This is a genomic window from Schaalia hyovaginalis, from assembly GCF_014208035.1.
In the GTDB taxonomy this organism is placed as follows: Bacteria; Actinomycetota; Actinomycetes; order Actinomycetales; family Actinomycetaceae; genus Pauljensenia; species Pauljensenia hyovaginalis.
This window is the reverse complement of the sequence record NZ_JACHMK010000001.1, coordinates 1,248,998-1,275,878: the sequence shown is the minus strand read 5'-3', so window position 1 is coordinate 1,275,878 and position 26,881 is coordinate 1,248,998. Positions and strand designations below refer to the sequence as shown.

19 protein-coding genes and 1 pseudogene are annotated in these 26,881 nt (G+C 68.1%); 9 read left to right on the top strand and 11 right to left on the bottom strand.

Annotated elements, in window-relative coordinates; all coding sequences use genetic code 11:
• Nucleotides 1-2: 2 nt before the first annotated feature.
• From dhaK to HD592_RS05470, 3 genes are all read right to left on the bottom strand, one after another.
• On the bottom strand, nucleotides 3-995 hold the full coding sequence (gene dhaK / locus HD592_RS05480) for a dihydroxyacetone kinase subunit DhaK (RefSeq protein WP_184452431.1): 993 nt from the start codon (nucleotides 993-995) through the stop codon (nucleotides 3-5).
• Nucleotides 996-1,089: 94 nt separating this feature from the next.
• Complete coding sequence (locus HD592_RS05475) at nucleotides 1,090-2,802, bottom strand: bifunctional folylpolyglutamate synthase/dihydrofolate synthase (protein ID WP_221437825.1); 1,713 nt, start codon at nucleotides 2,800-2,802, stop codon at nucleotides 1,090-1,092.
• A gap of 188 nt (nucleotides 2,803-2,990) precedes the next feature.
• Entirely contained in the window at nucleotides 2,991-3,827 is an 837-nt protein-coding gene (locus tag HD592_RS05470) for a hypothetical protein (RefSeq protein ID WP_184452429.1), read from the bottom strand.
• Between the two features lie 389 nt (nucleotides 3,828-4,216).
• Here HD592_RS05470 and HD592_RS05465 point away from each other — a divergent pair, with 389 nt between their 5' ends.
• On the top strand, nucleotides 4,217-4,498 hold the full coding sequence (locus HD592_RS05465) for a hypothetical protein (protein WP_184452428.1): 282 nt from the start codon (nucleotides 4,217-4,219) through the stop codon (nucleotides 4,496-4,498).
• Between the two features lie 324 nt (nucleotides 4,499-4,822).
• On the opposite strand, the gene ileS is transcribed toward HD592_RS05465, so the two are convergent.
• Entirely contained in the window at nucleotides 4,823-8,101 is a 3,279-nt protein-coding gene (gene ileS, locus HD592_RS05460) for an isoleucine--tRNA ligase (RefSeq protein ID WP_184452427.1), read from the bottom strand.
• 377 nt (nucleotides 8,102-8,478) lie between these two features.
• On the opposite strand from ileS, the gene HD592_RS05455 reads away from it, so the two are divergent.
• The 4 genes from HD592_RS05455 to HD592_RS05440 all read left to right on the top strand — a co-directional run bounded on the left by HD592_RS05455 (nucleotide 8,479) and on the right by HD592_RS05440 (nucleotide 11,910).
• Entirely contained in the window at nucleotides 8,479-9,306 is an 828-nt protein-coding gene (locus HD592_RS05455; RefSeq protein WP_184452426.1) for a helix-turn-helix domain-containing protein, read from the top strand.
• Nucleotides 9,307-9,393: 87 nt separating this feature from the next.
• On the top strand, nucleotides 9,394-9,726 hold the full coding sequence (locus tag HD592_RS05450; protein ID WP_184452425.1) for a hypothetical protein: 333 nt from the start codon (nucleotides 9,394-9,396) through the stop codon (nucleotides 9,724-9,726).
• Between the two features lie 265 nt (nucleotides 9,727-9,991).
• Nucleotides 9,992-10,237 (top strand): hypothetical protein, encoded by a 246-nt coding sequence (locus HD592_RS05445; protein ID WP_184452424.1) that lies wholly within the window; start codon nucleotides 9,992-9,994, stop codon nucleotides 10,235-10,237.
• A 182-nt stretch (nucleotides 10,238-10,419) separates the two neighbouring features.
• The gene (locus HD592_RS05440) at nucleotides 10,420-11,910 is read left to right on the top strand and encodes an Ig-like domain-containing protein (RefSeq protein WP_184452423.1); all 1,491 of its coding nucleotides are present in this window, start codon (nucleotides 10,420-10,422) and stop codon (nucleotides 11,908-11,910) included.
• A gap of 98 nt (nucleotides 11,911-12,008) precedes the next feature.
• Here the strand turns inward: HD592_RS05440 and HD592_RS05435 are convergent, their stop codons facing one another.
• The gene (locus HD592_RS05435; RefSeq protein WP_184452422.1) at nucleotides 12,009-12,899 is read right to left on the bottom strand and encodes a CPBP family intramembrane glutamic endopeptidase; all 891 of its coding nucleotides are present in this window, start codon (nucleotides 12,897-12,899) and stop codon (nucleotides 12,009-12,011) included.
• A 392-nt stretch (nucleotides 12,900-13,291) separates the two neighbouring features.
• Between HD592_RS05435 and trpB the strand changes: the two are divergent.
• Both trpB and arfB read left to right on the top strand, forming a co-directional pair.
• Nucleotides 13,292-14,473: pseudogene (gene trpB / locus HD592_RS05430) on the top strand (tryptophan synthase subunit beta); the annotation flags it as partial.
• An 81-nt stretch (nucleotides 14,474-14,554) separates the two neighbouring features.
• A complete protein-coding gene (gene arfB, locus HD592_RS05425; RefSeq protein ID WP_184452420.1) occupies nucleotides 14,555-14,995 on the top strand; it encodes an alternative ribosome rescue aminoacyl-tRNA hydrolase ArfB in 441 nt (146 codons plus the stop codon).
• A gap of 20 nt (nucleotides 14,996-15,015) precedes the next feature.
• Here arfB and HD592_RS05420 read toward each other — a convergent pair whose 3' ends face one another.
• From HD592_RS05420 to glpA, 5 genes are all read right to left on the bottom strand, one after another.
• Nucleotides 15,016-15,765 (bottom strand): SDR family NAD(P)-dependent oxidoreductase, encoded by a 750-nt coding sequence (locus tag HD592_RS05420; RefSeq protein ID WP_184452419.1) that lies wholly within the window; start codon nucleotides 15,763-15,765, stop codon nucleotides 15,016-15,018.
• The gene (locus HD592_RS05415) at nucleotides 15,762-16,703 is read right to left on the bottom strand and encodes a DUF4349 domain-containing protein (protein WP_184452418.1); all 942 of its coding nucleotides are present in this window, start codon (nucleotides 16,701-16,703) and stop codon (nucleotides 15,762-15,764) included. Before HD592_RS05415 ends, HD592_RS05420 begins: the two co-directional genes overlap by 4 nt.
• A 213-nt stretch (nucleotides 16,704-16,916) precedes the next feature.
• On the bottom strand, nucleotides 16,917-18,167 hold the full coding sequence (locus HD592_RS05410; RefSeq protein ID WP_184452417.1) for an anaerobic glycerol-3-phosphate dehydrogenase subunit C: 1,251 nt from the start codon (nucleotides 18,165-18,167) through the stop codon (nucleotides 16,917-16,919).
• Nucleotides 18,164-19,414 carry a glycerol-3-phosphate dehydrogenase subunit GlpB gene (gene glpB, locus HD592_RS05405; protein ID WP_184452416.1) on the bottom strand — a complete coding sequence of 417 codons (1,251 nt, stop codon included), beginning with the start codon at nucleotides 19,412-19,414 and terminating at the stop codon, nucleotides 18,164-18,166. The genes HD592_RS05410 and glpB overlap by 4 nt, the downstream gene beginning before the upstream one ends.
• Nucleotides 19,411-21,009: an anaerobic glycerol-3-phosphate dehydrogenase subunit GlpA gene (gene glpA / locus HD592_RS05400; RefSeq protein WP_184452415.1), complete on the bottom strand. Its 1,599-nt coding sequence runs from the start codon at nucleotides 21,007-21,009 to the stop codon at nucleotides 19,411-19,413. The genes glpB and glpA overlap by 4 nt, the downstream gene beginning before the upstream one ends.
• A 256-nt stretch (nucleotides 21,010-21,265) precedes the next feature.
• Between glpA and HD592_RS05395 the strand changes: the two genes are divergently transcribed.
• Both HD592_RS05395 and pepN read left to right on the top strand, forming a co-directional pair.
• Complete coding sequence (locus HD592_RS05395) at nucleotides 21,266-23,263, top strand: M13 family metallopeptidase (protein ID WP_184452414.1); 1,998 nt, start codon at nucleotides 21,266-21,268, stop codon at nucleotides 23,261-23,263.
• Nucleotides 23,264-23,362: 99 nt separating this feature from the next.
• Nucleotides 23,363-25,918, top strand: coding sequence for an aminopeptidase N (gene pepN, locus HD592_RS05390; protein WP_184452413.1), 2,556 nt, complete (start codon nucleotides 23,363-23,365; stop codon nucleotides 25,916-25,918).
• 96 nt (nucleotides 25,919-26,014) lie between these two features.
• On the opposite strand, the gene HD592_RS05385 is transcribed toward pepN, so the two are convergent.
• The gene (locus HD592_RS05385; protein WP_184452412.1) at nucleotides 26,015-26,854 is read right to left on the bottom strand and encodes a PRD domain-containing protein; all 840 of its coding nucleotides are present in this window, start codon (nucleotides 26,852-26,854) and stop codon (nucleotides 26,015-26,017) included.
• Nucleotides 26,855-26,881: the final 27 nt, after the last annotated feature.

The window sequence follows — 26,881 nt, the reverse complement described above, 5'->3', positions numbered from 1 at the left end:
CCTCACTTCCACGCCGGCGTTGCGACCGGCGCATCGAACAGTTCGAGGAGCTCATCGTCGACGCGCAGCAGCGTGAGGGAAACGCCCGGCATCTCGAGGCTCGTCACGTAATTCCCGACCATCGTACGCGCGATCTCGACGCCGTCCGCTTCGAGCAGCTGCGCGAGGCGGCGGTGGCAGATGTACAGCTCGGAGGAGGGCGTGCCGCCCATGCCGTTGACGAGCGTGATGACGCGCTCTCCGGCCTTGAGGCCGAGGTCGTCGCGGACCTTGACGTAGAGCTCGGCGACGAGGGCGTCAGCGGGCTCCATCTTGCCGCGCCGGTATCCGGGCTCGCCGTGGATGCCGATGCCGAGTTCGATCTCGTCGTCGCCGAGTTCGAAGGAGGGCGTGCCGGCGTGGGGGACGGTGCAGGGGCCGAGGGCCAGGCCCATCGAGCGCATCTCGGAGTTGACCCTCTCGGCGACGGCGGTCACCGCATCGAGGTCGTCTCCGCGCTCGGCGGCGGCGCCCGCGAGCTTCTCGACGAAGATCGTGCCCGCGACGCCGCGGCGGCCCGCGGTGTAGAGCGAGTCCTCGACGGCGACGTCGTCGTTGACGATGACGGAACGGACCTCGATGTCCTCCATCTCGGCCATTTCGGCGGCGGTCTCGAAGTTGAGGACGTCGCCCGTGTAGTTCTTCACGATGTGGAGGACGCCCGCGCCGTGATCGGCGGCCTTCGTCGCTTCGAGGATCGGGTCCGGGGTCGGCGAGGTGAAGACGGCGCCGGGGACGGCGGCGTCGAGCATGCCGAGGCCGACGAAGCCCGCGTGGAGGGGTTCATGGCCGGAGCCTCCGCCGGAGACGAGCCCGACCTTCCCGTCGGCCTTCGGGGTGGCGCGGGTGACGTAGTCGGGATCGAGGTGGACCTCGACGAGATCCGCGTGGGCGAGGGCGAAGCCTTCGAGGGTTTCCTTGACGACGTCGTGAACGTCGTTGACCAGCTTCTTCATGGTGCCTCCTTGCATCCGGCGAACGGTCTGTTCAGCGCCCATCGTGCCACCTCGCGGCGGCCCCCACTAGCGAAAACGGGCAATCGACCATGTTTCATGGACGGATTCCCGCGAGCCGGAGCATGTCCCCTGCAAGAACGACCGATCCGAAGACGACGACTCCGGCCCGATCAGCGGTGTCCGTGCTCGCTTCGGCGAGTTCGGCTGCACGATCAACCGCTTCGGCGAGTTCTTCGCGCACGTCCACTCTTTCGGGCCCGAAGATGTCCTCCGCGATGGGCCGCAGCCCTTGGATGTCCGCGCCGCGCTCGGAGTCGATCGCTGTGAGCACGATCGATTCGAGGTGCGGCTCCATCTCTGCGAGCACCGATTCGATGTCCTTGTCCGCCATGGCCGAGTACACCCCGACGACCTGTTGGAAGGGGAAGGAGTCCTCGAGCGCCTCGGCGAGGGCGCGGGCGCCCGCCGGGTTGTGGGCGGCGTCGACGAGGATCGTCGGCGAGGTGCGCACGACCTGGAGCCTGCCCGGCGAAGTCGCCGAGAGCGTTCCGTTCTCGACGATCCGCCCGTCGAGCTCCCTTCCGCCCATGAAGGCTTCCACGGCGACGAGGGCGGCCGCGGCGTTGTGCGCCTGATGCTCGCCGAAGAGCGGCACGAAGACGTCCTCGTAGACCGCCGAAGGGGTCCGGATGGTGACCATCTGGCCGCCGACGCCCATGTGCCGGTCGAGGACTTCGAAGTCGCGGCCCTCCAGGCGCACGACCGCATCGACTTCACGGGCGCGCTCGAGGATGATCCCGAGGGCGTCTTCGGGCTGTTCGGCGACGACGACGATCTGCCCGGGCTTGATGATGCCCGCCTTCTCCTTCGCGATCTCGCGGATCGAGGATCCGAGCCACTTCGTATGATCCAGGTCGATCGGCGTGATGACGCTGACTCCGGCATCCATGGTGTTGGTCGCGTCCCAGAGCCCTCCCATGCCGACTTCGACGACGGCCGCGTCGACGGGATGGTCGGCGAATGCGGCGAAGGCCATGACGGTGAAGCATTCGAAGAAGGAGAGGCGCGGACCGCCCTCGTCGAGGGAGCGCCGGTCGACCATCTCGATGTAGGGGGCGACGTCTTCGAAGGCGGCGATGAAGCCCTCGCGCGTGATCGGCTCGCCGGCGATCGAGATGCGTTCGCGCACATCGATGAGATGCGGTGATGTGAAGCGGCCCGTCTTCATCCCGAAGGCGGTGAGGAGGGCGTCGATGATGCGGGCCGTGGAGGTCTTCCCGTTGGTTCCGGTGATGTGGATGCTCGGGTAGGAGTTCTGGGGGTCGCCGAGGATGTCGAGGACGGCCGCGACCCTTTCGGTGGAGGGCTGGACCGAATGCTCGGGCGCGCGGGCGAGGATCGTCCGGTAGATCTCGTCGACCCGGGCGTTGAGGGCGACCGAGTGCGCCGCTTCGTCGAGGGCCGCCGCGTGCGCTTCACGTTCTTCGCGCTCGGCTCGCTGCGCGGCCGCGTCCTCGGCGAATTCCCCGTCGACTGCCTCCTCGTCCTCGATTTCGGCGAGGATCGAGGGATCGGGTCCGGCGAGCATGGAGGCCTCGACGAGGGCGCGCAGCGCCCGGGTCCGTTCGGCCTCGGCCGCGGCCGCGTCGTCGGCACCCGTCACATCGGTGAGGGCGAGGTCGTCGGGTTCGTCGGCGGCCTCGAGGTACGGGAGCAGGTCCGCGGGGATGCCGCCCGCTTCATTCGCCTGTTCAGGTGCGTCGTCGCCGAAGAATGCGGGGTGCTGGTTCGCCACTGCGACCTCCATCGATGTGCGCGCGGGTCCGTTGCGCGGGCGGGTTTGAAGAACGCCAGGAGGAGAGTCTACTCGGCGGGGGCCGCGCTCGCCCGAAGGGGCTCGCAGTGCTGCGAGGGGTGATGAGACGCGGGGCGCGAGAGGCCTTCACCTCTCGTGCCCCGCGTTTCAGACCGCGTCTGCGACGTGAAAACCGGTCGTCATGACCGCTTGCGGCGTCCCAGCATCACGCCTCCGATCCCCAGCGCGGCGGCGAGGGGGAGGATGCCGATGAGGGCCGCACCCGTGTTCGCGAGCTTCACCTCGGAACGCTTCGAGGCGGCGGGGGCCGTCGTCGATGAGGCGGGGGTCGTGGTGGAGGCGGGGGCCTGCGGTCCGGAGGGCTTGTCCGCCGGCTTGCCCGAATCACCGGGCTTGTCCGCCGGCTTGCCCGAGTCGCCGGGCTTGTCCGGCTGCGCGGGGTTCTCCGGTTCGACGGGCTTGTCCGGGTTGACCGGCTTGTCCGGGACGACGGGCGGGACCGGGGCGTCCTCGACGACGTCCATCAAGAGGCCGACATGATCGCCCGTGCCTCCGGCATCACCGATCCCGAAGGCCGTCATCTTCAGAAGTCCTTCTCCCTTGGAGACTCCCTCCACCGTGAAGGAGCAGGTGACCGACTGGTCGACACCGAGGACGAACTCCGAGGTCGGGCTGAGGATCTCATCGTGCGGACGACAGGTCTGCTCGACGAGCTTGACGGTGGGGCTCGCACTGACGTCCGTCACGTTGAGCTTCTTCAGATCGGAGGTCCCGTCATTGCGCAGAGTGAGGACGATCCTGCGGGTCTCCCCGACTTTGATCTTAAGGACGGGCGACGGATCCGCCCCGTCGGCATCAGCGAGGATCAGGGAGAGCGGCGAGGGCGCGGGCCGTTCGATCGACGGGTCGGGATTCGCGTCAGCGGCCCCTTCGGCTGAGGCCGCGCCGATGGGCGCGAGGAGCAGCAGACCTCCCAGCATCGTCGCGCTGAAAGCGGTCATCGCTCGCGTTCTCATGATTCTCCTCCCTCAATCGACGGGCATCGACCCGCCAGGCGCCCGCCCCGATGACGGACTTCAAAGTCTGAAAAGGCTATCGAAAATCATCGGCGCGTCTTCAGTTGCCGAACAAATGAAAAGAGCCTGCGAGCTTTGCGATTCGCCCGCTTTTCCGCCCCATTCCGAAGCAACAGGGCCCACTGGCATCTTCTTGCCATTCGCTCCACCCCGAGCCCCCTCTCCGGGCTCGGCCCTTTGGAAGAGACCCCCACCACACTCCTCTCGCAGGGCTTCAGAGGAAGCCGCTCGCTCACACTCGCCACGTCTCTCACATGCGAGCATTCCTCCACGCCGAGGAGATGTGAACACACGTCGGCATTGGATTGATGTTGGCGCACCTTCACACCATGAGGGGAAGGCAGCTCACCGGCACCCGCGGAGTGGGCGCAGCGATCCGCGAGGCTCTCGACGCGATGGCGCGCACTCTCGCCGCGGCCCGGCTTCCGGCCGAGAAGCTCATCGAATTCGGCCTCCCAGCATTTGCTTGCCGCAGCGGAGCCGTTGAGGCGGCCGTTCAAGCCCTGTTGCTCGCCGATCCGGCCCATCCGGATCGCGAGATGACGCAGCCGATGGGACGGGCCGAGGCGCGGATCCATGACGCCGCCGACCTCGAGGAAGATGATCGATGAAGCGCCTCATGATGATGAACGGCCGCATCATCGGCCGCCTCGATGAGGAAGAGCCTGATTTCAACCGTCCGGAGCTCTTCGCGGATCTCCCGCTTCGCGATCGTTGCACGCATGCCTCATCGGCTGGTGACGACGGGCCTTCTTGGGCACTTCTGGGGGTGTTCGACCGGGCGACTTCGCCTTGCGGGCCCTCAGCGTTGACGGACTGATACTCACCACCGTACAGAGGTAATGCTTTCGACGAAGAAAGGTGATGACCTCGACGAAGAAAGGTGATGACCTCGGCCTCGCCACCCGCGGGCGACGAGGCCGGGGCGCGACGCCTCACATCTTCGCCACGGACACCGAGAGCGCCTCGGCCTCGACGATCCCGAGTTCGAGGGCCAGCGTCTCGTGCGCGATCATCTCGCGGTGCGCCTCAACGGCGCCGACGTGCTCGGCGGGCACGCCCAGGGTCAGGGCGATCCGGTCGGCGACGTGCAGGCCCGCATTCTTGCGCTCGTCCTGGACCGCGCGCACGACATCACGGGCGTAGCCCTCGGCCTCGAGCTCGGGGGTCAGCTCCGTGTCGAGGACGACGACGGTGCCGGAGGCGAGGACCTCGGCGACCTGTCCCTCGGCGGCCTCGACCGTCGTCGTCACCGCGTACTGCTCGGGCGTGAGGACGACGGGCGCGCCATCGACCATCACACTCGCGAAGGTGCAGGACCCGTCCTCGGACACGGTCCACTCCCCCGCCTTCTGCGCCTTGAAGAGCTGCGAAGTGAGCTTGCGGATCTGCGGGCCGAAGGCGCGCGGGTTGAGGCCGAGCTCGGTCGACACCTTGAGCCCCGACTCGGCGGGCGCGAGGAAGTCGACCGACTTCACATTGACCTCGGAGGCGATGAGATCGGCGAAGGGCGCGAGGGCCGCGGCCTGCTCGGAGACGACCGTCATCTGGGCGAGCGGCTGGCGGACGCGCAGCTGATTCACCTTGCGCAGCGAGTGCGCGGTCGACACGACCTCGCGGACCTCGTCCATCGCGGCGACCAGCGCATCGTCGGCCACCGCGTCCGGCAGGGACGGGAAGTCGACGAGGTGGACGGACTCGCCGCCCGTCAGGCCCTTCCAGATCTCCTCCGACAGCAGCGGGAGCAGCGGCGCCGACAGCTCCATGAAGCGCACGAGCGCCGTGTAGAGCGTGTCGAAGGCCGCCCGGTCCTCATCCCAGAAGCGCTGGCGCTGGGTGCGCACGTACCAGTTCGTCAGGATGTCGATGTAGTCGCGGACGAGTTCGCAGGCCTTGCCGATGTCGTAGGCGTCGAGGGCGGCGCGCACCTCGTCGGCCAGGGACTTCGTGTGCGCGAGGAGGTAGCGGTCCATCTTCCCCAGCGCATCGACGACCGAGGGGTCGGCCAGGTCGAGCAGCTTCGCCTCCAGGCCCTCCCCCGCCTTCGCCGCGCCCGCGTAGAGCGCGAAGAAGTAGTAGGCGTTCCAGATCGGCAGGAGCACCTGGCGCACCGTGTCGCGGATCCCCGTCTCGGTGACCATGAGGTTGCCGCCGCGCACGACGGGCGAGCTCATGAGGAACCAGCGCATCGCGTCCGAGCCGTACTCGTCGAAGACCTCGTTGACGTCCGGGTAGTTGCGCAGAGACTTGCTCATCTTGCGGCCGTCGTCGCCCAGGACGATGCCGTGCGAGATCACCGAGGTGAAGGCCGGGCGGTCGAAGAGGGCTGTCGCCAGGACGTGGAGTGTGTAGAACCAGCCGCGCGTCTGACCGATGTACTCGACGATGAAATCGCCCGGGTAGTGCGATTCGAACCAGTCGCGGTTCTCGAAGGGGTAGTGGACCTGCGCGTAGGGCATAGAGCCGGATTCGAACCAGCAGTCGAGGACGTCGGGGATGCGGCGCATCATCGACTTGCCGGTCGGATCGTCGGGGTTGGGGCGGACGAGGTCGTCAATGTAGGGCCGGTGGAGGTTGTCGACCTTCACGCCGAAGTCGCGCTCGAGCTCGGCGTAGGAGCCGTAGACGTCCTCGCGCGGGTAGTTCGGGTCGTCCGAGCGCCACACGGGGATCGGCGCGCCCCAGAAGCGGTTGCGCGAGATCGACCAGTCGCGGGCGCCGGCGAGCCAGTTCCCGAAGATGCCGTCCTTGGTGTGCTCGGGCGTCCAGGTGATCTGCTGGTTGAGCTCGACCATGCGGTCGCGGATCGCGGTGACCTTGACGAACCACGAGGAGACGGCCTTGTAGATGAGGGGCTTGCGGCAGCGCCAGCAGTGCGGGTAGGAGTGCACGTAGGACTTCTGCTGGACGAGGACGGCGCGGATGGCCGGATCGCGGCGGGCCATCGAACCGGTCCCGTCGCGCAGGTCGGCGATGATCGGCTTGTTCGCGTCGAAGACCTGGAGGCCCTCGTAGTCGGACACCTCGGAGGTGAAGAGCGCGCCCTCGTCGACGGGCAGGACGGGCTTGATCCCGGCCTCCATGCAGACGAACATGTCGTCCTCGCCGAAGGCGGGGGCGATGTGGACCAGACCGGTGCCGTCCTCGGTGGTGACGTAGTCGCCGGAGATGATCGTCCAGCCCTTCGGGCCCGGTGCCGCGCCCTCGCCGCGGTGCTCGGCGTCGTCGTAGTAGTCGAAGATCGGGTGGTAGCGCCGTCCCACCAGATCGGAGCCCGTGAGGGTCGCGAGGATTTCGGGCTCCTCGCCGAGTTCCTTCGCGTAGGCGGCGAGGCGCTCCTTACCCAGGACCACGGTCTCGCCCGCGAGCGGCGAAGCGAGGTCGGAGGCGACGCGGACCACGACGTAGTCGATCTTCGGGCCCGCGGCGACCGCGAGGTTCGAGGGGAGGGTCCAGGGCGTCGTCGTCCAGATGAGGACGAGTTCGGGCGTGTCCGCACCGGGCAGGAGGGGCTCTTCGAGGCGCATGCCGACGGTCACCGTGTTGTCCTGACGGTCCTGGTAGACGTCGTCGTCCATCTTGAGCTCGTGGTTGCTCAAGGGCGTGCGGTCGTGCCAGCAGTAGGGCAGGACGCGGTGGCCCTCGTAGGCGAGCCCCTTGTCGTAGAGGGTCTTGAAGGCCCAGATCACGGATTCCATGTAGTCCGGGTCGAGGGTCTTGTAGTCCTTGGAGAAGTCGACCCAGCGCGCCTGGCGGGTGACGTAGTCCTCCCACTCCTTCGTGTAGCGCAGGACGGAGGTGCGGCAGGCGTCGTTGAAGGCCCCGATGCCGATGCCGCCCTCGCGGGTGATCTCGGTGACGTCGTCGATGCCGAGGATGCGCTGGGCTTCGAGTTCGGCGGGCAGGCCGTGGGTGTCCCAGCCGAAGCGGCGTTCGACGCGGCGGCCGAGCATCGTCTGGTAGCGGCCGACGACGTCCTTGACGTAGCCGGTGAGGAGGTGGCCGTAGTGCGGAAGACCGTTCGCGAAGGGCGGGCCGTCGTAGAAGACGAACTCGTTCTCGCCGGATTCGCCGGCGGGCCGGATGTCGATGGACTTCTGGAAGGTCTTATTGGCGGCCCAGAAGGCCAGGGTCTCGCCCTCCAACTGCGGGAAGGACGGGCTCGCCTCCACCTCGGTGTCGCGGTGGCGCGGATAGGAACCGTGCTTCGTCATCGTGTCCTCGTTCGTTCCGTCTCACAGGGACGAGGACCGGCGACGCCGGGACCCGCGGTACCACCCCGCTTGCCCCTCCCCCGATTCTCGAGGGCGGGGCCGCTTCTTTGAAGGCTGTGTCGGGCCCACCCGTCCGGTTCTACTGAGGCGCGCCGCATCGAAGCGCCCGTTCTTCCGGAGACTCCCCGGTGATACCCCGGCGCCCTCAGACGCAAGGCCGGATCCGCATCGCGCACCACTGTAGTCCACGGGGAGGGGTTCAGCGTCATCCATCGAGGTGGCCTGCGACTCACTGTTCTCAGGGGTTTCCCCGAATTCCGCCGTACTTTCCCCGAAATCCGAGCGCTGGAACGCGCCGGGCGCCTAGCATTCGCTCCATGACGGTACACGCGACGAGCAGCCCTGAGGAAGCACCCGCCCCGGAGGCACTGCGCTCCTTGAGCAGGCTCCTGCACGAGCAATCGGAAGCGGTGGCGAGGATGGCCGCAGCGGCCGAAGAGGCCGAGCGGCTCGCGGCCCTGCGGGAGAGCAGCCGCACGCACATCGACGTCACCCGCGACCCGGCCGAGATGCGCGCCGCGCACTCCGCCGCCGTCGTCGCGGCACGACGGCGGATCCGGGTCTTCGAGCGCAGCCCGCACCTGTCCCAGACGAAGGAGATCGCCGCCGAGCAGCCCGCTTCCCTGTCATTGGGCGTCTCGCACACCGTGATCTACGACCCCTCGGTCTTGAAGAACGAGACCCTCCTGTACGCGCTCCGCGGGGCGATCGCCCTGGGCGAGGAGGCTCGCGTGACGACGCGCCTGCCCTTCCGGATGCTCATCAGCGATGATCGGGTCGCCCTCATCATGACGCAGAACGAGGAGCGCGGTCTGCAGATGAGCATCATGCGCGATCCCGCCCTCGTCGACATCTCGACGCAGCTCTTCGACCACGTGTGGGAGCAATCGATCCCCATGCCCAACACCGGTTCGTCCCCGATCGCCGATGAACCGACGCAGGAGACGACCGAGCTGCTCACCCTCCTGGCCGCGGGGTTGACCGATGAGGCCGTCGCCCGTCAGCTCGGGGTCTCGACGCGAACGGTTGCCCGCAGGATCCAGCGGCTGTGCGAGACCTTCGGCGCGACGGGACGCTTCCAACTGGGCCTGCAGGCGGCGCGTTCCCAGTGGCTCGACGCTCCGCACTCTCCGCGATCGCGCTGAGGGCGCCCCCGCCGAAACCCCACCCGAAGTGACGAATCGCACAAAAAGGATGTGTCTGCGGCTACCATGCCGCTCACGATGGAATCCATGACCCCTTCTTCGGGAGCGCTCAGCCCGGATGTCGCAGCATCGCTCGGACGCGTCCTCCTCGACCATTCGCGGATGCTCGCCAAGGCCGCGAGGAGCACCGAGGAATCGGCCCGCGCCCTGATGTCGCAGAAGGAGGTATCGGTCGCCTTCGTCGAGGTGACGACCGATATCGAGGCAATGCGGAACCTCTACTCCGAGGCCATCTCCCAGGCGCGCACGCAGGTCCGGGCATTCGAGCGCAGCCCCCACCTTCATGACCCGGAGACCCATGTTCAGGCGGTCGGCCAGTCGGAGTCCCTGTCGCGGGGCGTCGTCTACAACGTCGTTTAGGATCCGACGGTCCTGCGCCACCCTCAACTGCTCACCGTCATGCGCGAATCGATGGCGATGGGGGAACACGCCCGCGTGACCTCGCATCTGCCCTTCCGGATGATCATCAGCGACGAGGAGCTCGTCCTCGTCATGATCGAGGACCCCGATCATCGGATGAGGATGTGCGTGATGCGGGATCCGGCGATGATCGCGCTGTCGCTGAGACTGTTCGAGCGCTCCTGGGATCAGGCGATTCCGGTCCCAATCGTGGGATCGACCCCCCGTGCCCGAAGAACCGACCGGGGACGCCGTCGAGCTCCTCGCCCTCCTCGCCGCCGGACTAACGGATGAGGCGACGGCCCGTCAGCTCAGGGCATCGACCAGGACGGTGGCCCTTCGCGTCCAGCGGCTCTGCGACACCTTCGGCGCGTCCGGGCGTTTCCAACTCGGGATTCAGGTCGCGCGCTCTCAGTGGTTCGCCGCTTTCGATTCGCCCCAGAGCCCGTCTCCCCAGGCCCCCGGAGTGTGACGCTCGCGACTCCTTTAGTCCTTCGCCTGTCAGACTTCTCACGAAACGGGTGTCACTTTTGCGCCGTGGCGCTTTCATGATCGCCGCTGAATGCGACTTCGGGGGGAAGCGCCTCGAAGAATGGTGGAGTTCTTTTTCCGTCTTCCGATTGGAACACCATGCTCCACTGCACACGGCGGTTCGTGACCGCCGCTTGCGCGCTCGCCACGGCGTTCGCCCTGACCCTCATCGCTTTTCCGTTCCTCTCCGTCGATCGCGCGCTGGCGGCGTCGACCTGCGTCGCGCAGACTTCGGGGTTCTCCTTCCGTGACGGCGACCTGTCGGGCGGGGTGTTCCGCTCCGGTGCTGACGGCCTGGCCACGGTGGGCTTCCAGTGGCAGGTCGATCTCAATGCGACTCCCGGCGATTCCTTCACGGTGAGGCTCCCCGACGAACTCGTCTCGGCCCTGTCCACTCCGATCGATCTCAAGAACGACCGGGGGGAGCTCGTCGCGACGGGCACGTGGGCCGGGAAGACCGCGACTTTCAAGCTGTCGGATTACGCGGCGAATCACGGGCACATTTCAGGCAGCGCCTACTTCTCGGTGAAGTGGGATCGCGCTGTCGTGAGCCCTTCGGGCGGGAATTACGACTTGTCCTTCACCGGATGCAGGGGCAGCGGGACCCTCAGGGGCGAGTACCTCGCCGAGGGAGCCGGGGGCGCGGAGCAGGCGGACGGGAAGACCGGCATCCTCGATGAGCCGAACGGCGTCCGCTGGTCGATCTTCGTCGAAACCGCGAGCTCCGACATCTACGCTCCGCTTTCCATCACGGACGAGGGCGGGATCGGCTTCGTCCTGTCCTGCGCGAACATGCGGGTCTACAACCGGACCCCGCAGCCCGGTGTGCTCAACGATCAAGAGATCGCGCGCGAGCGTTGGACATGCGCCGAGGATGGTCGCGGCGGCTTCACCGTGACCTTCCATCCGCTGTCCGACGGCCGGTATGTGGCCGGCGGCGAGTCGCTCATGCTCTCCTTCGACGGTACGACGACTCCGGCTGTCAAGGAACTGTCCTCGATCGTCAATCGCGCGACGATCACGGGCGGCCCGAAGGGCGAGTCGCGCGAGGTCGAGGGGATCATTCGGATTCCCACTGCGGGCGGCGAGGGATCGGGGCACCAGGCGACCTTCTCGATCCTCAAGAAGACCGAGGGGGATGCTCCGGCCGCCTCAACGGAGTACGCCTTCGAGTACACGTGCCGCGGCGGGGACTTCGTGGATCTCGATGCGGTCACCGCGGGTTCGAGAACGCGGGCGGTGACGACCCACTCGGCGGCCGTGTGCGATATTCGCGAGAAGGATCTCGCCGAGGGCGCGTCGGTCGCGTTCACGGTCGAGGGCGCCGTATCCGAGCCGATCGACCGGGGTGTTCGGATCCGGATGAACAAGGGCGTCGACTCGGTGGTCTCGATCGTCGCGACGAATACCTTCCCCGTGAAGCCGGAGGAGCCCACGCCCTCGGAACCCGAAGACCCCACACCCCCGAAGCCTGAAGAGCCGACCCCCTCGGCGCCTGAACCTCAGCGGGTGCTGGCGAAAACCGGGATGAGCGCCTCGATCATTCCGGCGATCGTCCTCGCGTCCCTCGCAGGCGGCGTCTTCACCTTCACCTCGCGCAGGAGGCGCGACTGAGTCCGATCCTTTCCAGGCTCCACTCGCCTGGCGCGCCGCGGGACGGAGAGCACCTGCTCTCCGTCCCGCGCTGTCCCGACCGCTGATCCCGCGGCGCGTCAGGAGCTCCGGCTCTTCATTCCGGGGAGGATGAGCCCGCGCCGTCTGGCGAGCAGGAGGAGGATGATCGCGCACGCCAGGCAGACGACGACCGCACTGAGGGATCCTTCGAAGCCCATGTCCCCGCCCGTGAGCGCGGCCGGCCCTTCGATGGAGGCGGAGAGGAGGCCGGTGTCGCCCGAGCCCGTCCCGGAGACGTCGGAGGAGAAGATCCCGCCCTGAACGAAGTTCCAAGCCGCATGGACGCCGATGACGAGCCACAGACGCCTCGTCAGGATGAAACACGCTCCGAGGAGCAGGCCCGCTTCGAGTGCGATCGCGACGGCGCCCATGAGCGTCGCCTCGGGGTTGATGAGGTGGACGCCTCCGAACAGCACTGAAGTCAGGCCGAGGGCCCACCATGTTCCGATCCGATGCTCGAGGATGCGGAGCAGCAAGCCGCGGAAGAGGATCTCCTCGGCGACGCCGGCCATGATCGACAGCCCGGCGAAACTGAAAAGGGCGGCCTGGGCGTTGAAGCCGACCACCCGGTATGCGCCCGCGAGCGCGGCGGCGCCGACGACCGCGCACATGAGGGCCGTTCCGATGAGGACTCCTGCGCCGAGTTCGCAAAGGGCCCCTCGGCGGGCGAATTCCAACGGACTTCGCTCGGCGATGAAGCGCATGAGGAGCAGATAGCCGCCGAGGGCGAGGAGGGCGCCGATCACCCCTCCGACTCCCGTTCCGGTATCGCCGCCGATCACCTGAGCGAGGAGGGCGCCGAGGCCCTCCGCGACGATGAAGACGACGAGGCCGAGGATCACCTGAAGGATGGGACGACGTCCGATCCGCTCGATCATGAGGTCTGAGGAATCCGGGCGATGCTGATTGCGAGGTGCTGGAACAGCCATATTTCGATTATCCCTCCGTTTCCCCTTGGATCCCCCGCCCCTGAATCCCTCGGCGGGCCGCCTCCGCGTCATGCTCGCGCCCATCATTCGGATGCCCGTAGCGCGAATCGCTTCAGACGTTCTATTCTCGCTGCCATGACGTCGTTCAACGCCCGCTCGTGGTGGTGGCTCTCCTTCTAGGCGAGCCCCTTCGACGTCGTACCCGAAATTCAGCTCGCCGATGATGGCGGGCTGTTCGCGCATCCGGGCCCGCCTCGACCCCGACCAGGAGGAACCCGATGACCGCCGAACCCCTCTCCCCCCGCACCGAGCCCGCAGGGGCCGCCCCGACCGCGAACCGCCTTCCCACCGGCCAGATCGACGGCCTGCCCGAGGCGCCCGTCCGCGACACGATCCTCCCCGCCTACTTCGGGCGCTTCGGCGGCCAGGAAGTGCCCGAAATGCTCTTCCCCGCCCTCGACGAGCTCGAGGCCGCCTACGCGGAGGCGATGAACGACCCCGCGTTCCACGAGGAGCTCGATTTCTTGCGCCGGACCTATCTCGGTCGCGAAACCCCGATCTACGAATGCCGCAACCTCCCCGTCGAGGGCGGGGCGCGCATCATCCTCAAGCGCGAGGACCTCGCCCACGGCGGTGCGCACAAGGGCAATAACGTCCTCGGGCAGGCGCTCCTCGCCAAGCGCATGGGCAAGAAGCGCCTCATCGCCGAGACCGGGGCCGGACAGCACGGCACTGCGACCGCGATGGTCGCCGCCCTCATGGGCATGGAGTGCACGATCTACATGGGCGCCCACGACGTCGCCCGGCAGAAGCCCAACGTCGAGCGCATGGAGCTCATGGGCGCGAGCGTCGTCCCCGTGACGCGCGGCTCGGCCGGCCTCAAGGACGCGATCGACGAAGCGCTCGAGGAATGGTGCACGCGTCTTGAGGACACCTTCTACCTCCTCGGCTCGGCGACCGGGCCCCACCCCTTCCCCACGATCGTCCGTGAATTCCAGTCGGTGATCTCCCTCGAGTCGCGCGCGCAGATGCTCGAGCGCTACGGCCGCCTGCCCGACGCAGTCATCGCGGCCGTCGGCGGAGGCTCGAACGCGATCGGCGCCTTCGCCCACTATCTCGATGATCCCGAGGCCGGGCTCATCGGCGTCGAACCGGCGGGCAGGGGGCTGGACACGGATGAGCACGGCGCGCCGATCTGCGCGGGCCGCATCGGCTCCCTCCACGGGATGCGCTCCTTCGTCATGCTCTCCGACGAGGGCGAAGTCCTCCCCTCGCACTCGATCTCCGCGGGTCTCGACTACCCCTCGGTCGGCCCCGAGCACGCGATGCTCGCCGAATCGGGCCGCGTCTCCTATGTCGGCATCACGGATGAGGAGGCGCTCGAGGCCTTCGCGCTCCTGTCGCGCAGCGAGGGGATCATCCCCGCGATGGAGTCCTCGCACGCCCTCGCGCACGCCCTGAAGATCGCGCGGGAGAACGCGGCGAGGGGAGTGCCCGCCGACGACCAGCCCCTCCTCCTGGTCAATCTGTCGGGGCGGGGCGACAAGGACATGGAACAGGTCGCCGATCGTCTCTGATCGCCGAGGCCGGGGCGCCGGTTCGGGATGCGGTCCTGCCGATTGAGGTCCGCACCCGATCCGGCGCACACTGCTCCTATGGACGAGTTGAGGATCGAGCCGGGGCCGGGCATCCCGAAGGGTCTCGTCGTGCCCGCGACCGAACTCGTCGAACGCTTCTCGCACTCCTCGGGGCCCGGCGGCCAGGGGGTCAACACCTCGGATTCGCGCGTGCAACTCGCTTTCGACGTGGCGGCGAGCTCCGCCCTCGATGATCGCCTGCGCGAGCGCGCGCTGAACAACCTCGCCGGGCGGCTGAGCGGCACGCTCCTCGTCGTCAGCGCCTCCGAGCACCGCTCGCAGTTCGCGAACCGGAAGGCGGCGCGCGAACGCCTCGCCGCCCTGCTCCGCACGGCCCTCGCCCCCGAGACCCCCAGACGCGCGACGAGGCCGACGCGCGCGTCGAGACTGCGCCGACTCGCGGCCAAGCGGATGCGCGCCGAACTCAAGGCGCAGCGGCGCCGCCCGAACGTGGACTAGGCCCTCCCGGTCGGCGCGGTTCAGGCCTTCCGAGCGACCAGGGTGTTCGAGGCCTGGGCGAGCGGCCGGACGATCATCGAGTCGATGTTGACGTGCGCGGGCCTCGTCAGCGTCCAGACGATGGCGTCCGCGATGTCCTGCGCGACAAGGGGGTCCGCCACGCCCTCGTACACCTTTGCGGCGGCCTCCTCGGAGCCGAGGCGGTTGAGTGAGAACTCCGGGGTCTTCACCATCCCGGGGGCGATCTCGATGATGCGCACCGGCTCTCCGACGAGCTCGAGGCGCAAGGTGTTCGCGATGATCCGCTCGGCGTGCTTCGCTGCGACGTAGCCCCCGCCGCCCGGGTAGGTGTCATGAGCGGCGGTCGAGGTGAGGAAGACGATGTCCCCGCCGCGCTCACGCATGCCCGGCAGGAAGGCGCGCGAGGTCAGGAGCGCCGTCATCGCATTGCGCTCGTACATGGCGATCCAGCGGGCCGGGTCGGCATCGGCGACCCTGTCGACCCCGAGGGCGCCGCCCGCGTTGTTCACGAGCGCATCGACCGGGCCTTCTTCGAGCACCTCGCGGGCCATGTCCTCCACCGCGCGCCCGTCGCTGAGGTCGGCCGCGACGTAGCCGCATCCGGTCTCCTCGGCGAGGGCCTTGAGGCGATCCTCGCGCCGGGCGACGGCGATGACGTCCCAGCCGATCGCGCGGAGCGCACGGACCGTCGCCTCCCCGATCCCTGTGGAGGCCCCGGTGACGACGGCGCGGCGAATGACTTCAGTCATGGTTGATCTCCTGTCGGGTCTGCGCTCTCGGGCGCTTCGTGCACCTCCAGGGTATGCGCGTGCGCCGCAGCCCGCTTCTCGGCCCGCCTCTTGCGTATCCTCCGCGTGAGGAACCAAATGAGGACGCCGAGGGGGACGAGAAGGAGCAGCCAGGGCAGGATCATGATGAGGATGAAGGCGATGACGTCGATCCCGTCGAGGAAGGTGTTCCACGAGCGCTCCCAGATGGATTCCGTCACCGAGGGGAGCGCGGAGGTGGAACGGAAGCGGAGGTCGAGCGTGGAGAAGGCGACTCGATCCGCGTACCAGGCGCGCTGGGCGTTGAGGCCGTCGAGCTCGGCCTGACGGCTGGTGAGCTCACGTTCTGCCTCCAGGAGATCCGCAGTGTGCTGGGCCGTTTTCATCAGTTCGCTCAGCCGTGCGATCGAGGTCTCGAGGGCGCTCGCCCTGGCATCGAGGTCGGCGACTTCCGCACCGACATCGGTGGACGAGGTCGATTCCGTCGTGACATCGCCGAGTTTCTTGATCTCGTCGAGGACGCGGTCGAAGGCGTCGGCGGGGATCTTCAGGGTCGCATACGCCGTGGGCGCATCCGCATAGGCGGAGAACTCGGTGGTCGCGACGCTGCCTCCGGCGCCGGTCACGATGCCGGAGGCAGCTTCGAGCGCCGAGCGGGGATCCTTGACATCGATGTCGAGCTGTCCGGTGACGATGACGACCGGGGCGACTGCGGGCGAGGCCTTAGCGGGCGAGGCCTCATCAGTCGCGGCCAGCGGTGATGCGTCCTGCGACTTGGCCGAATCCGGGGATGCCTCGATCCCCTGCCGCGCGTATCCGGTTTCCGCGGGCGGGAAACCGTCCGAGGCGGCGCATCCCGATGCTCCGACGGCAAGCAGCAGAGCGAGAACGGCGGCACGTGAGAACTTCCGGGGTGTCATTGCTCCTCCTCGAGCTCAGCGGTGGCCCCAATTCTTCCGTTTCTGCTCAGGGCGCGGAAGCTCTTCGCCTTATCGAGACCGAATCGAGGCCCGGCCCCGCCTCGTCTCCGCCCGATACGCGACGAGCAGGGGCGCCGCTTCCCGAATCGACGGGAGGCGGCGCCCCTGCTCTCATGCGCCTCCGGCGCCGAAGCGCTTCGGCGAGACCGCGGCTCAGTGGAGCCCGTAGGCCCTGTGGATCAGCCAGATCGGGTGGACCACGTTCGCGCCGGTCGCGGTGCGCAGCTGCCAGCGGCAGGTCTCCGTGTCGCAGGCCGCGAGTTCGACGTTCACCTGCTTGATGAAGTCGAAGACGGGCTTGCCCACGGCCTGGGCGATGTCGTACTTCTCCTTCTTCATGCCGTAGGTCCCCGCGATGCCGCAGCAGGGCTGGTTGGACTCCTCGACGGTGATGCCCGGGATGAGTTCCATGAGCTCGACGGCGGGCAGGCCCAGGCCCTGGGACTTGAGCTGGCAGGGCGCGTGATACGGGATCGTCGCGTCGATGCGCTGGAAGTCCAGGTCGAGTTCGCCCTTCTCGTGCAGGTGCATGAGGAATTCGCAGATGTCCCACATGCGCGAGCCGACGTCCTCGAGCTCGGGCGTATCCATCTCGAGGATCTCGTGGGCCTCGTGGCGGAGCATGCCCGCGCAGGAACCGGAGGCCGAGATGATCGGGGCGTCGCGATTGGCCTTGCGCAGGTCGTTGGTCAGCTTCGACACGTACTTGCGCGATTCGTCGTACAGGCCGTTGGACTGCAGGGCGAGGCCGCAGCAGCCGTGCGGGGGGACGAGGACCTCGTAGCCGAGGTGCTCGAGGACCTGCACGGAGTGGATCGAGGTCTCGACCTCGAAGTACTGGCCCGCGCATCCGTGGAAGAAGATGACCTGCCCCTTGGTGCCGGCCTGGGGAAGCGGGGTGTGCTTCTTGAACCAGCCCTCGAAGGTCCTGCCGGCGGCGCGCGGCATGGGGGCCGAGCGGTGCACGCCGATGACCTTCTCCATGGCGATGCGGATCGGCTTGACATCGAGTGCCCAGTTCGCGATCGGCGCGACGGGCGTCATGACGGTGCCGATGAATCCCGTGCGACCGATGAGGTGGTCGCGCAGCGGGATGCCCTTCTCCTTCTTCATGTCGGTCCGGGCGTGGTGGATCATCTCGGTGACCTTGACGCCCTGCGGGCACACGAGCGTGCAGGTGCCGCAGGAGGAGCAGTAGTCGATCGAGGAGTCGACGATGCGCCCCTCCTTGCGGTAGCGCTCGGCCTGCGGGCCGGAGTACTTGGGTCCGGGGAAGAGGTCGGTGACCCTCATGACCGGGCACTGGGTTTCGCAGATCGTGCACTTCACGCAGGAGTCGAGGGTGGCGCGGAGGCCGAAGTCCTCATCGGCGAGGCCGAGAACGTTCGCTGCTTCGATGGTCATTTGAGGCTCCCGAGGATCTGGTCGGCGGCGCGCAGAGCGGAGGCGAGGGCGATGCCCTCCCCCGACTTCTCGCGCCAGCGGGTCGCTCCGGCGAGGTTCCCGCCGGCCGCGTAGACGTTGGAGTAGACGGGCGCCTTCCCGGCGCCGAGGGGGTGCATGTCGTCGTCGACTTCGAGGCCGGCGAGGAAGACCGCCTGGTCGCTCCCCCAGAAGTCCCCGTGGAGGAGCTGGCCCTCGGCCGCGAGGACGGGGAGTCCGAGGATGGTTTCGGAGAGGGTTCCGTAGGAGTCCATGTCGAGCGCGCCGGATTCGAAGCCGCCGCCGGCGAGGACGACGTTCTTCGTTTCGATGCGCGTCGGGCGCCCGGCGGTCGAGATCGTCACGGCCCTCACGGCCCCGTCTTCGGCCTCCACGCCGGTGACGGCGGAGCCGAGGATGAAGCGCGCCTCCTTCTTGACGAGGGCGGTGAGCGCCTGATTGAGGCGCATGCCGGGGATCGAGGGCGGTTGCATCGCGATCTCGAAGACCTCGTGTCCGAGCCGATCGGCGATGTCCTTCCAGGCGCCCGGATCGTTGAGGCCGAGGACCGCGGGCAGGCCCACGATCTCGCCCTCGTTGAGGTGCGGTTTGATCGTCGCGACGAGCTCGGCGCGCATGGCGGGGTCGTCGAGGGCGCGCGCGTGGTTCGTCCCGGTGGTGTCGACCTCGTCCTTGCGGATCTCGAGGTCGACCATGATCGAGCGCGCCGTGATGGGCTCGCCGTCGGGGCCGGGCTGGCGCGAGAGGTTCTCGGCGATGAGCGCCGGGTAGAAGTCCTTGAGGCGGCGCAGGCCGACGATCGCGTAGGAGCGCCCCGCCTGCGGGATGCCGGCCGCCATCGACGGCTGGTAGAGGCAGGTGGGGCGGAGCGCGCCCAGGGCGGTCGGGAGGAGCACGTTCGCGTGCGGGTCGCCGAGGAGAAGCTCGGGGCCGAGGACCTCCTTGAGCCATGCTGCCGCTTCGCCGACGAATTCGGGGGTGAAGTGCGTGTAGGGGTGGGTCGGCCGCGTCGAGACGTGCTCGCTGATCGCCCTGAGCGGATCCTCGATGCGCGCTTCGGAGTACCCGAGCACGTCGATCGTCCCCTGGGAGAGCTGGAGTCCGCCGAGGCCCTTGGTGACGAGGGTGACCTTCGCTCCGCCGCGGGCGAGGCGGAGGGTGGCGGCGAGGCCTGCGAGGCCCGCGCCGATGACGACCGCGTCTCTCATCGGACGTCCTCCTTCACGGTGTCGAGTTCTTCGCTCGGGAGGTGCTCGACGTCGAGCGCTCCCTCGTGGATCCAGTTGTCGAGGGCGGTCTGGCGCAGCTGCTTGCCGTAGACGATCGGCCACAGGCCGATCCAGCGGTTCTTCAAGAAGGTCCGGAAGAGCTCGTTGGCCTTCACCGAGTCGATGTCGCCGCGCTCGTGGGCGATGCCGGTGGCGCGCTGCGAGCAGAAGCCGCCCTGGCAGGGGCCCATGCCGAGTCGGACCTGACGGCGCACGTCGTCGAGCTGCCCGCCGGGCAGAAGATCCATCGTGGTCTCGAGCATCGCGCGGGTGACGAGTTCGCATTCGCAGATGATCTGGTCGTGGCTCGGGGCCGCGTTGTCGTGCTCGACGGATTCGAGGCGGTGCCCGATCGTGTAGAGGCGGTGATCGGAGGCTGCGGGAACGGCTTCGCCGGCGGTGCGGCACTCGCGCTTCTCGCCCATTTCATCGCACATGATGTCGACGATGCGCTCGGCCATGAGGCGGTAGGTCGTGAGCTTGCCGCCGGCGATGGTGAGCAGGCCCGCCACGCCGTCGCGCGACTTGTGGTCGATGACGCTCATGCCGCGGGCCATGTGCCGGGTGTCGGTGGCGGCGACTCGCGAATCCTTGACGAGGGGGCGCGCGCCCGCCCATGCGTGGAGCGGGCGGGCCTTGCGGAAGCCGGGGATCATCGCTTCGCCGGCGTCGAGCATCTGCTGGACCTGGTCGGCGGGAATGGCGAGCTTGTCGGGGTCGTCGGCCTTGAGGTCGGTGGTGCCGATGATGCAGACCGGGTGATCCGGCACGATGATGTCGCCATCGGCGGGCCATATGCAGCGGTTGAGGACCGTCTGGGTGAGACGGAAGTTCATCGCGACCATGATGCCCGCGCCGGGAACGACGTCGACGCCGTGGCAGTCGGCCAGGGCGGCGATCTGTCCGGCCCAGGGGCCGCCGCAGTTGAGCACGAAGGAGCACTCGATGCGCACGTCCTCGCCCGTGCGCAGATCGTGCGCGACCACTGCGGAGACGGCGTCGCCCTCGCGCTCGATGTTCGTCACCTTGTGGTAGGTGAGCACTTGCGCGCCGTAGGCCTGCGCGGAGCGGATGGCGCCCCAGACCATCTGCCAGCCGTCGACCGATCCGTCGAGGACTTCGAAGGCGCGTTTGAGCTTGGGGTCGAGCCGGGGTTCGCGCTTGAGGGCCTCGGCGACCGAGATCTCCTGCGCGGGCACCTTGGCGGCGGCTGCGCGCTCGAGGAACTTGTCCGCGTACTCCTCGTCGTCCTGGGAGGTCACGACGAAGAGCCCGCCGGTGTCCTCCACGGCGTTGGCGTTGATCTTCTTGACGATGAGGTTCTCCTCGGCGCATTCGGTGGCCGATTCCGGGTCGGATGCGATGTAGCGCCCGCCCGAGTGGAGGAGCCCGTGGAAGCGGCCCGATGTCCCCTGCGCGATGTCGTATCGTTCGACGAGCACGGCCCTGAAACCGCGCATCGCGACGTCGCGGACGACGCCCGCGCCGGTCGAGCCGCCGCCGATGACGACAACGTCGGTGTTGATCGTCTTCACCCTAGTTCCCTTCGAGAGTCTGAAGTCGGGCACGGCCGCGCCGGCCCCTTCGCCTCTCCAATAGTGCCGTCTGAGATGCCTTCTGATCGTATTGTTCAGGCGCGTTGCACATATGTGCATCAGCTCCCGCAGCCCTCCTACCCATTCGCACCCGAAAGGCCCGAAACCCAACGGAATCCCCCCGTTTTCACCCGAATTGCAGCCCTCGCATCTTGCGAAAATGCCCCTTCGGTCGCCCTTCTATAGAGTGGTCGCCATGACCGACGAGATCCGCGCCCGAGTCCTCGACCCCGCAAGCACCGACCCCTCCGTCCGCCCCCAGGACGACTTCTACCGCTCCGTCAACGGCCGATGGATCCGCGAACACGAGATCCCCGCCGACCGGCCCATCGACGGCGCCTTCCACGCACTGCGGGACCTGTCCGAGGAACGCGGACGCCAGATCGCCCAAGACGCCGCCGCGGGCGCCCTCGACGATGCGGACGCCCCGCTCATCGCGAGCCTGTGGACGGCCTTCATGGACGAGGCCGGGGTCGAGGCCAAGGGGCTCGACCCGCTGCGCCCCTCCTTCGGCCTCATCGACTCCGCCGCCAGGACCGGCGAACTCGATGCGCTCAGCGGCCGCCTCATGGCCGAGGGCGTGGGATCCTTCTTCGGCGTCTACGTCGGCACCCACCCCCACGATTCGGACGTCAGGATGCTCACCTTCGTCCAGTCCGGCATCGGCCTGCCCGACGAGTCCTACTACCGCGAAGACGACTACGCCGACATCCGCGAGGCCTACGCCGCCCACATCGAACGCCTCCTCGCACTCGCCGGGCTCGCGCCGGATCCGGCGCGAGCCGCACGCGCCCTCATCTCCTTGGAGACCCGCTTCGCCTCCCACCACCGCGACTCGGTGTCCAACCGGGACCCGCTGCTCTCCGACAACCAGATGGCATGGGCCGAACTCGTCGCACTCGCGCCCGGATTTGACTGGGACGCCTGGGCCGCCTCCGCCGGGCTCAGCATCGCCCCCACCGCCCTCGTCAACGTCGACCAGCCCGACTTCCTCACAGCGGCCGCCGCGATCTGGGCCGACACGCCCGAGGCCGAACGCGCCCTGTTCCTCAAGGCATCGCTCCTCGATGCGCGGGCCCCGCTGCTCTCCTCCCCCTTCGTCGAGGAGAACTTCGACTTCTACGGGCGCACCCTGTCGGGCACCCGCCAGCTCCGCCCGCGCTGGAAGCGCGCCCTCGGACTCATCGAATCCCTCGCGGGCGAATCCCTCGGCAGGGTCTGGGTGGCCCGCCACTTCCCGCCCGAATCGAAGGAGCGCATGGACGCCCTCGTCACGGAGCTCCTCGCCGCCTACGACCGCGCCATTCGCGAGTGCGCGTGGATGGGGGAGAAGACCAAGGCCAAGGCTCTGGCCAAGCTCGCGACCTTCCGCCCGAAGATCGGCTACCCGCCGAAGTGGCGCGACATGTCCGGCCTCGACCTCAGCGGCGCCGAGACCCTCGTCGACATCGTCGCGGCGGCCCGCTCCTTCGAGACGCAGCGCGAGTTCTCCCGCTTGAACGAACCCGTCGACCGCGAGGAATGGCTCATGACGCCGCAGACGGTCAACGCCTACTACAACCCCCCGCTCAACGAGATCGTCTTCCCCGCGGCGATCCTCCAACCGCCCTTCTTCGACCCGCAGGCCGACGACGCCGTGAACTTCGGGGCGATCGGCGCGGTCATCGGCCACGAGATCGGCCACGGATTCGACGATCAGGGATCGCGCTTCGACGCTGCGGGCAACCTGGAGAACTGGTGGGACGAGGACGATCGCGCACGCTTCGAGGAGCTCACCGCGGCCCTCATCGCGCAGTACGACGTCCTCACGCCCAAGGACCTGGCGGGCCAGGACGCGCCGACCGTCAACGGCGCGCTCACGGTCGGCGAGAACATCGGCGACCTCGCGGGCCTGACGATCGCGTGGAGCGCTTGGGCGAATGCCCTCGAGCGGATGGGCCTGACTCCCGAAACCGCTCCCGTCATCGACGGCCTGACCGGCCCCGAAAGGTTCTTCACCGCATGGGCCAGGGCCTGGCGCACCGCATCGCGGCCCGAGTTCGCGCGCCAGATGCTCGCGGTCGACCCCCATTCCCCCGCCGAGTTCCGCTGCAACCAGATCCTGCGCAATATCGACGCATTCCACGCCGCCTACTCCACGGTTGAAGGCGACGGGATGTTCCTGCCGCGAAGCGAGCGCGTTCGGATCTGGTGATCCGAGGAAACCCGCCGAGGTGCGCGAAAGCGGCCAGAATGCGAAAATGCGCTCGACACTTATCCGCGAATGCTCCCATCCGCCAGTGAAAGGTACCCCATGCCCGGCCTCAACCTCACACGTGAAGAAGCCTCCTCCCGCTCTCAGATCGTCGAGGTCCTTCACTACGACATCGAGCTGGACCTCACCACCGGCGACACCGACTTCCGCTCACGGACCCGCATCGAGTTCACCGCGGAGCCGGGCTCGTCGACCTTCGCCGACCTCGTGTCGGCCAATGTCCATTCGATCCGCCTCAACGGCGAGGAGCTCGGGGTCGGGATCCACCGGGACCACCGCATCGCGCTGACGGATCTGGCCGAGCGCAACGTGCTGGAGGTCGATGCGGACTGCCAGTACATGCACACGGGCGAGGGCCTGCACCGCTTCACCGACCCGGCCGACGGGAAGGACTACTGCTACTCCCAGTTCGAAGTGCCCGACGCCCGCCGCGTCTACACGACCTTCGAGCAGCCCGACCTCAAGGCGACCTTCACCTTCACCGTGACGGCCCCCGCGGGGTGGAAGGTCTTCTCGAACGCGCCGACGCCCGAGCCCGAGACTGCGGGTGACGCGCTCATCTACCGTTTCGCGCAGACCGAGCGCATGTCGACCTACATCACCGCGATCGTCGCGGGCCCCTACGAGGGCGTGACCGATTCCCTCGTCTCGACCGACGGCAGGACGATCGACCTGGGCGTGTACTGCCGCGCCTCGCTCCTCGAGCACCTCGACGCGGAGCGCATCATCGATACGACGCGCAAGGGCTTCGACTTCTTCGAGAAGCAGTACGGCATCGCCTACCCCTTTACGAAGTACGACCAGATCTTCGTCCCCGAGTACAACGCGGGCGCGATGGAGAACGCGGGCTGCGTGACCTTCCGCGACGCCTACGTGTTCCGCACCCGCCCGACCGAGGCCCAGCTCGAGACCCGCGCGAACACGATCCTCCACGAGCTCGCCCACATGTGGTTCGGCGACCTCGTGACGATGAAGTGGTGGAACGACCTGTGGCTCAACGAGTCCTTCGCCGAGTTCATGAGCCACCTGGCCCTCGCCGAGGGCACCGAGTTCGTCGACGCCTGGACCGGGTTCATGCTCCGCAAGGACTGGGGCCTGCGTCAGGACCAGCTCCCCACGACCCACCCGATCACCGCTGAGATCCGCGACCTCGCGGACGTCGAGGTGAACTTCGACGGCATCACCTATGCGAAGGGCGCGTCCGTCCTCCGCCAGCTCGTCTCCTACGTGGGGCGCGACGCCTTCTTCGCGGGCCTGCACGAGTACCTCACGGCCCACTCCTACGCGAATGCCACGCTCGCCGATCTCCTCGGCGAGCTCGAGAAGGCCTCCGGCCGCGACCTGACGGCCTGGTCGAAGGTGTGGCTCGAGGAAGCGGGGGTCACGCTGCTGCGCCCCGAGATCACGGTGGACGAGGACGGCGCCATCGCCGAACTCGCCGTCCTCCAGGAGTCCTTCTCCGAGGGCTCCTCGCTGCGCCCGCACCGCATGGCGGTGGCCGGCTACTCCCTCGACGACTCCGGCGCCCTGTCGCTCGACTTCCGCGAGGAGCTCGATGTCGACGGCGAGCGCACGCCGGTCCGAGCGGCCCGGGGCCTGCGCCGCTCGGACCTCATCCTCGTGAACGACGGCGACCTCGCCTATGCGAAGATCCGAATGGACGCCGATTCCCTGGCCTTCGCCACCCGGAACATCGCTTCGCTCACCGATTCCCTCACGCGCGGCGTCGTCATGGCCTCCGCGTGGGACATGACCCGCGATGGCGAGATGACCGCGCGCGACTATCTGGAGCTCGCTCTGGCCGCGATCCCCGTCGAGTCGAACATGCAGCTCCTGGAGCTCACGATCCGTCACATCGAGGAGGCCGTGCGCACCTTCGTCGCGCCCTCGGCCCGCGCCCGGGCGCTGAACGACGTCGCCGCTCGCCTGCTCCTGCTCGCGCACACCGCCCCCTCCGGCTCCGACGCCCAGACGATGCTCGTGCGCGCCGCAGCGCGTTCCGCTTCAGCGCCCGAGCACTTCGAGACGATCCGCCGCCTCTACACGGGCGAGGAAACCCTCGACGGCCTCGATCTCGACCTCGACTGCCGGTGGACGCTGCTCACCGCGCTCGTCCGCGGCGGCGTCGCCGGCGAGGCTGAGATCGCCGCTCTGGAGGCCGAGGACGGGACGATGACCGGCCGTCAGAACGCCGCCGCGGCGCGCGCGGCCGTCATGGACGAGTCGGTCAGGCGCTCCACCTTCGATGCGGTCATGACGGATCAGTCGATCCCGAACGACACCCGTTGGGCGATGATCTCGGGCTTCTGGGCCCAGGCGCGCACCGCTCCTGAGGCCTACGCGGCCTTCGTCCCCGAGTACTTCGAATCGCTCGAGCGCGTCTGGTCCGATTACACCTTCCACATCGCCGAAGACCTCGTGACCCTCATGTTCCCCTCGCTCATCGCGGGCTATGCGCAGGGCGTCGACGTGGTCGCGGCGGGCGAGGAGTGGATCGCCGCCCACCCGCAGGTCTCCCAGGCCCTCATCCGCATTCTGCGCGAACGCATCGACGTGGCGCGCCGCCAGATCGCCGCGCAGGGCGTCGACGCCTGATCGGCGAGGCGCTCACAGGACGCAGGAACGGCGGCGCCCCGACGATCCGGAAGGACGTCGGGGCGCCGTTTCAGTCTTCAGCCTGAGGGGCCGGTCTCAGGTCCTGTGCTCGGGCCCGGACAGTCGGGCCAGGTGGAGCGTCAGGTAGGCGATCTCGTCGTCCGACAAGGCGGTGCCGAGGCGGAGTTCGATGAGCCGGGCGATCGTCCGCGCGCAGTCGTGCTCGCGGGGGTAGGAGTCGACGATCGACTGGACGACTGCGAGGGTGTGGTCGCAGAGCTGATCCTCCCTCCGGATCCTCACGAAGAGGTAGCGCAGGTGCGTGATGAAGCGCCCGGCGCTGATCGACGCGGGGTCGACGGCGAGGCCGAGCCCGGTCTCGGCGATCTCGAGGATCTGCTGGATGACGCCAGTCATCGTGTAGGTCCAGGACAGGTCGCCGCTCGCGAAGCCCGCGTTGACGAGATGGAGGGTGAAGGCTGTGGTCTCGGCCTCGGGGAGGCCGACGTCCGCGCGGGCGCCGAGGGCCCTGCGAAGGGCGTCCGCCTTCGCGTACTCATCCGGGTAGAGGTTGACGACCTCGCCTGTGAGCGGGTACTCGACGATCTGGCCGGCCCGCGCGCGTGCGAGGGCGAAGCCGAGGTGATCGGCGAGGGCGAGGACGAGTGTCGGGCTCTGCGCGTCGGGGATCCCGGCTTCGCGCATCGCGGCCACGACCATCTGGATGTGTTCGGGCGGGATGTCCGCAAGGAGCTGACCCATGTGGTCGGGGTCGCGCCCGTCGGCGGGGACGAAGACCTTGACGATCTTCGACTCGTCGACGGGCGCACCGGCTTTGGCCTGGAATCCGAGGCCGCGCCCGGTGAGGATCACATCGACGCCGTCGCCGCGGCGCGCAAGCACGACGTTGTTGTTGAAGACGCGGAGCAGCTCCATGACGTGATCCTCCTTTCCGGGCGCTTC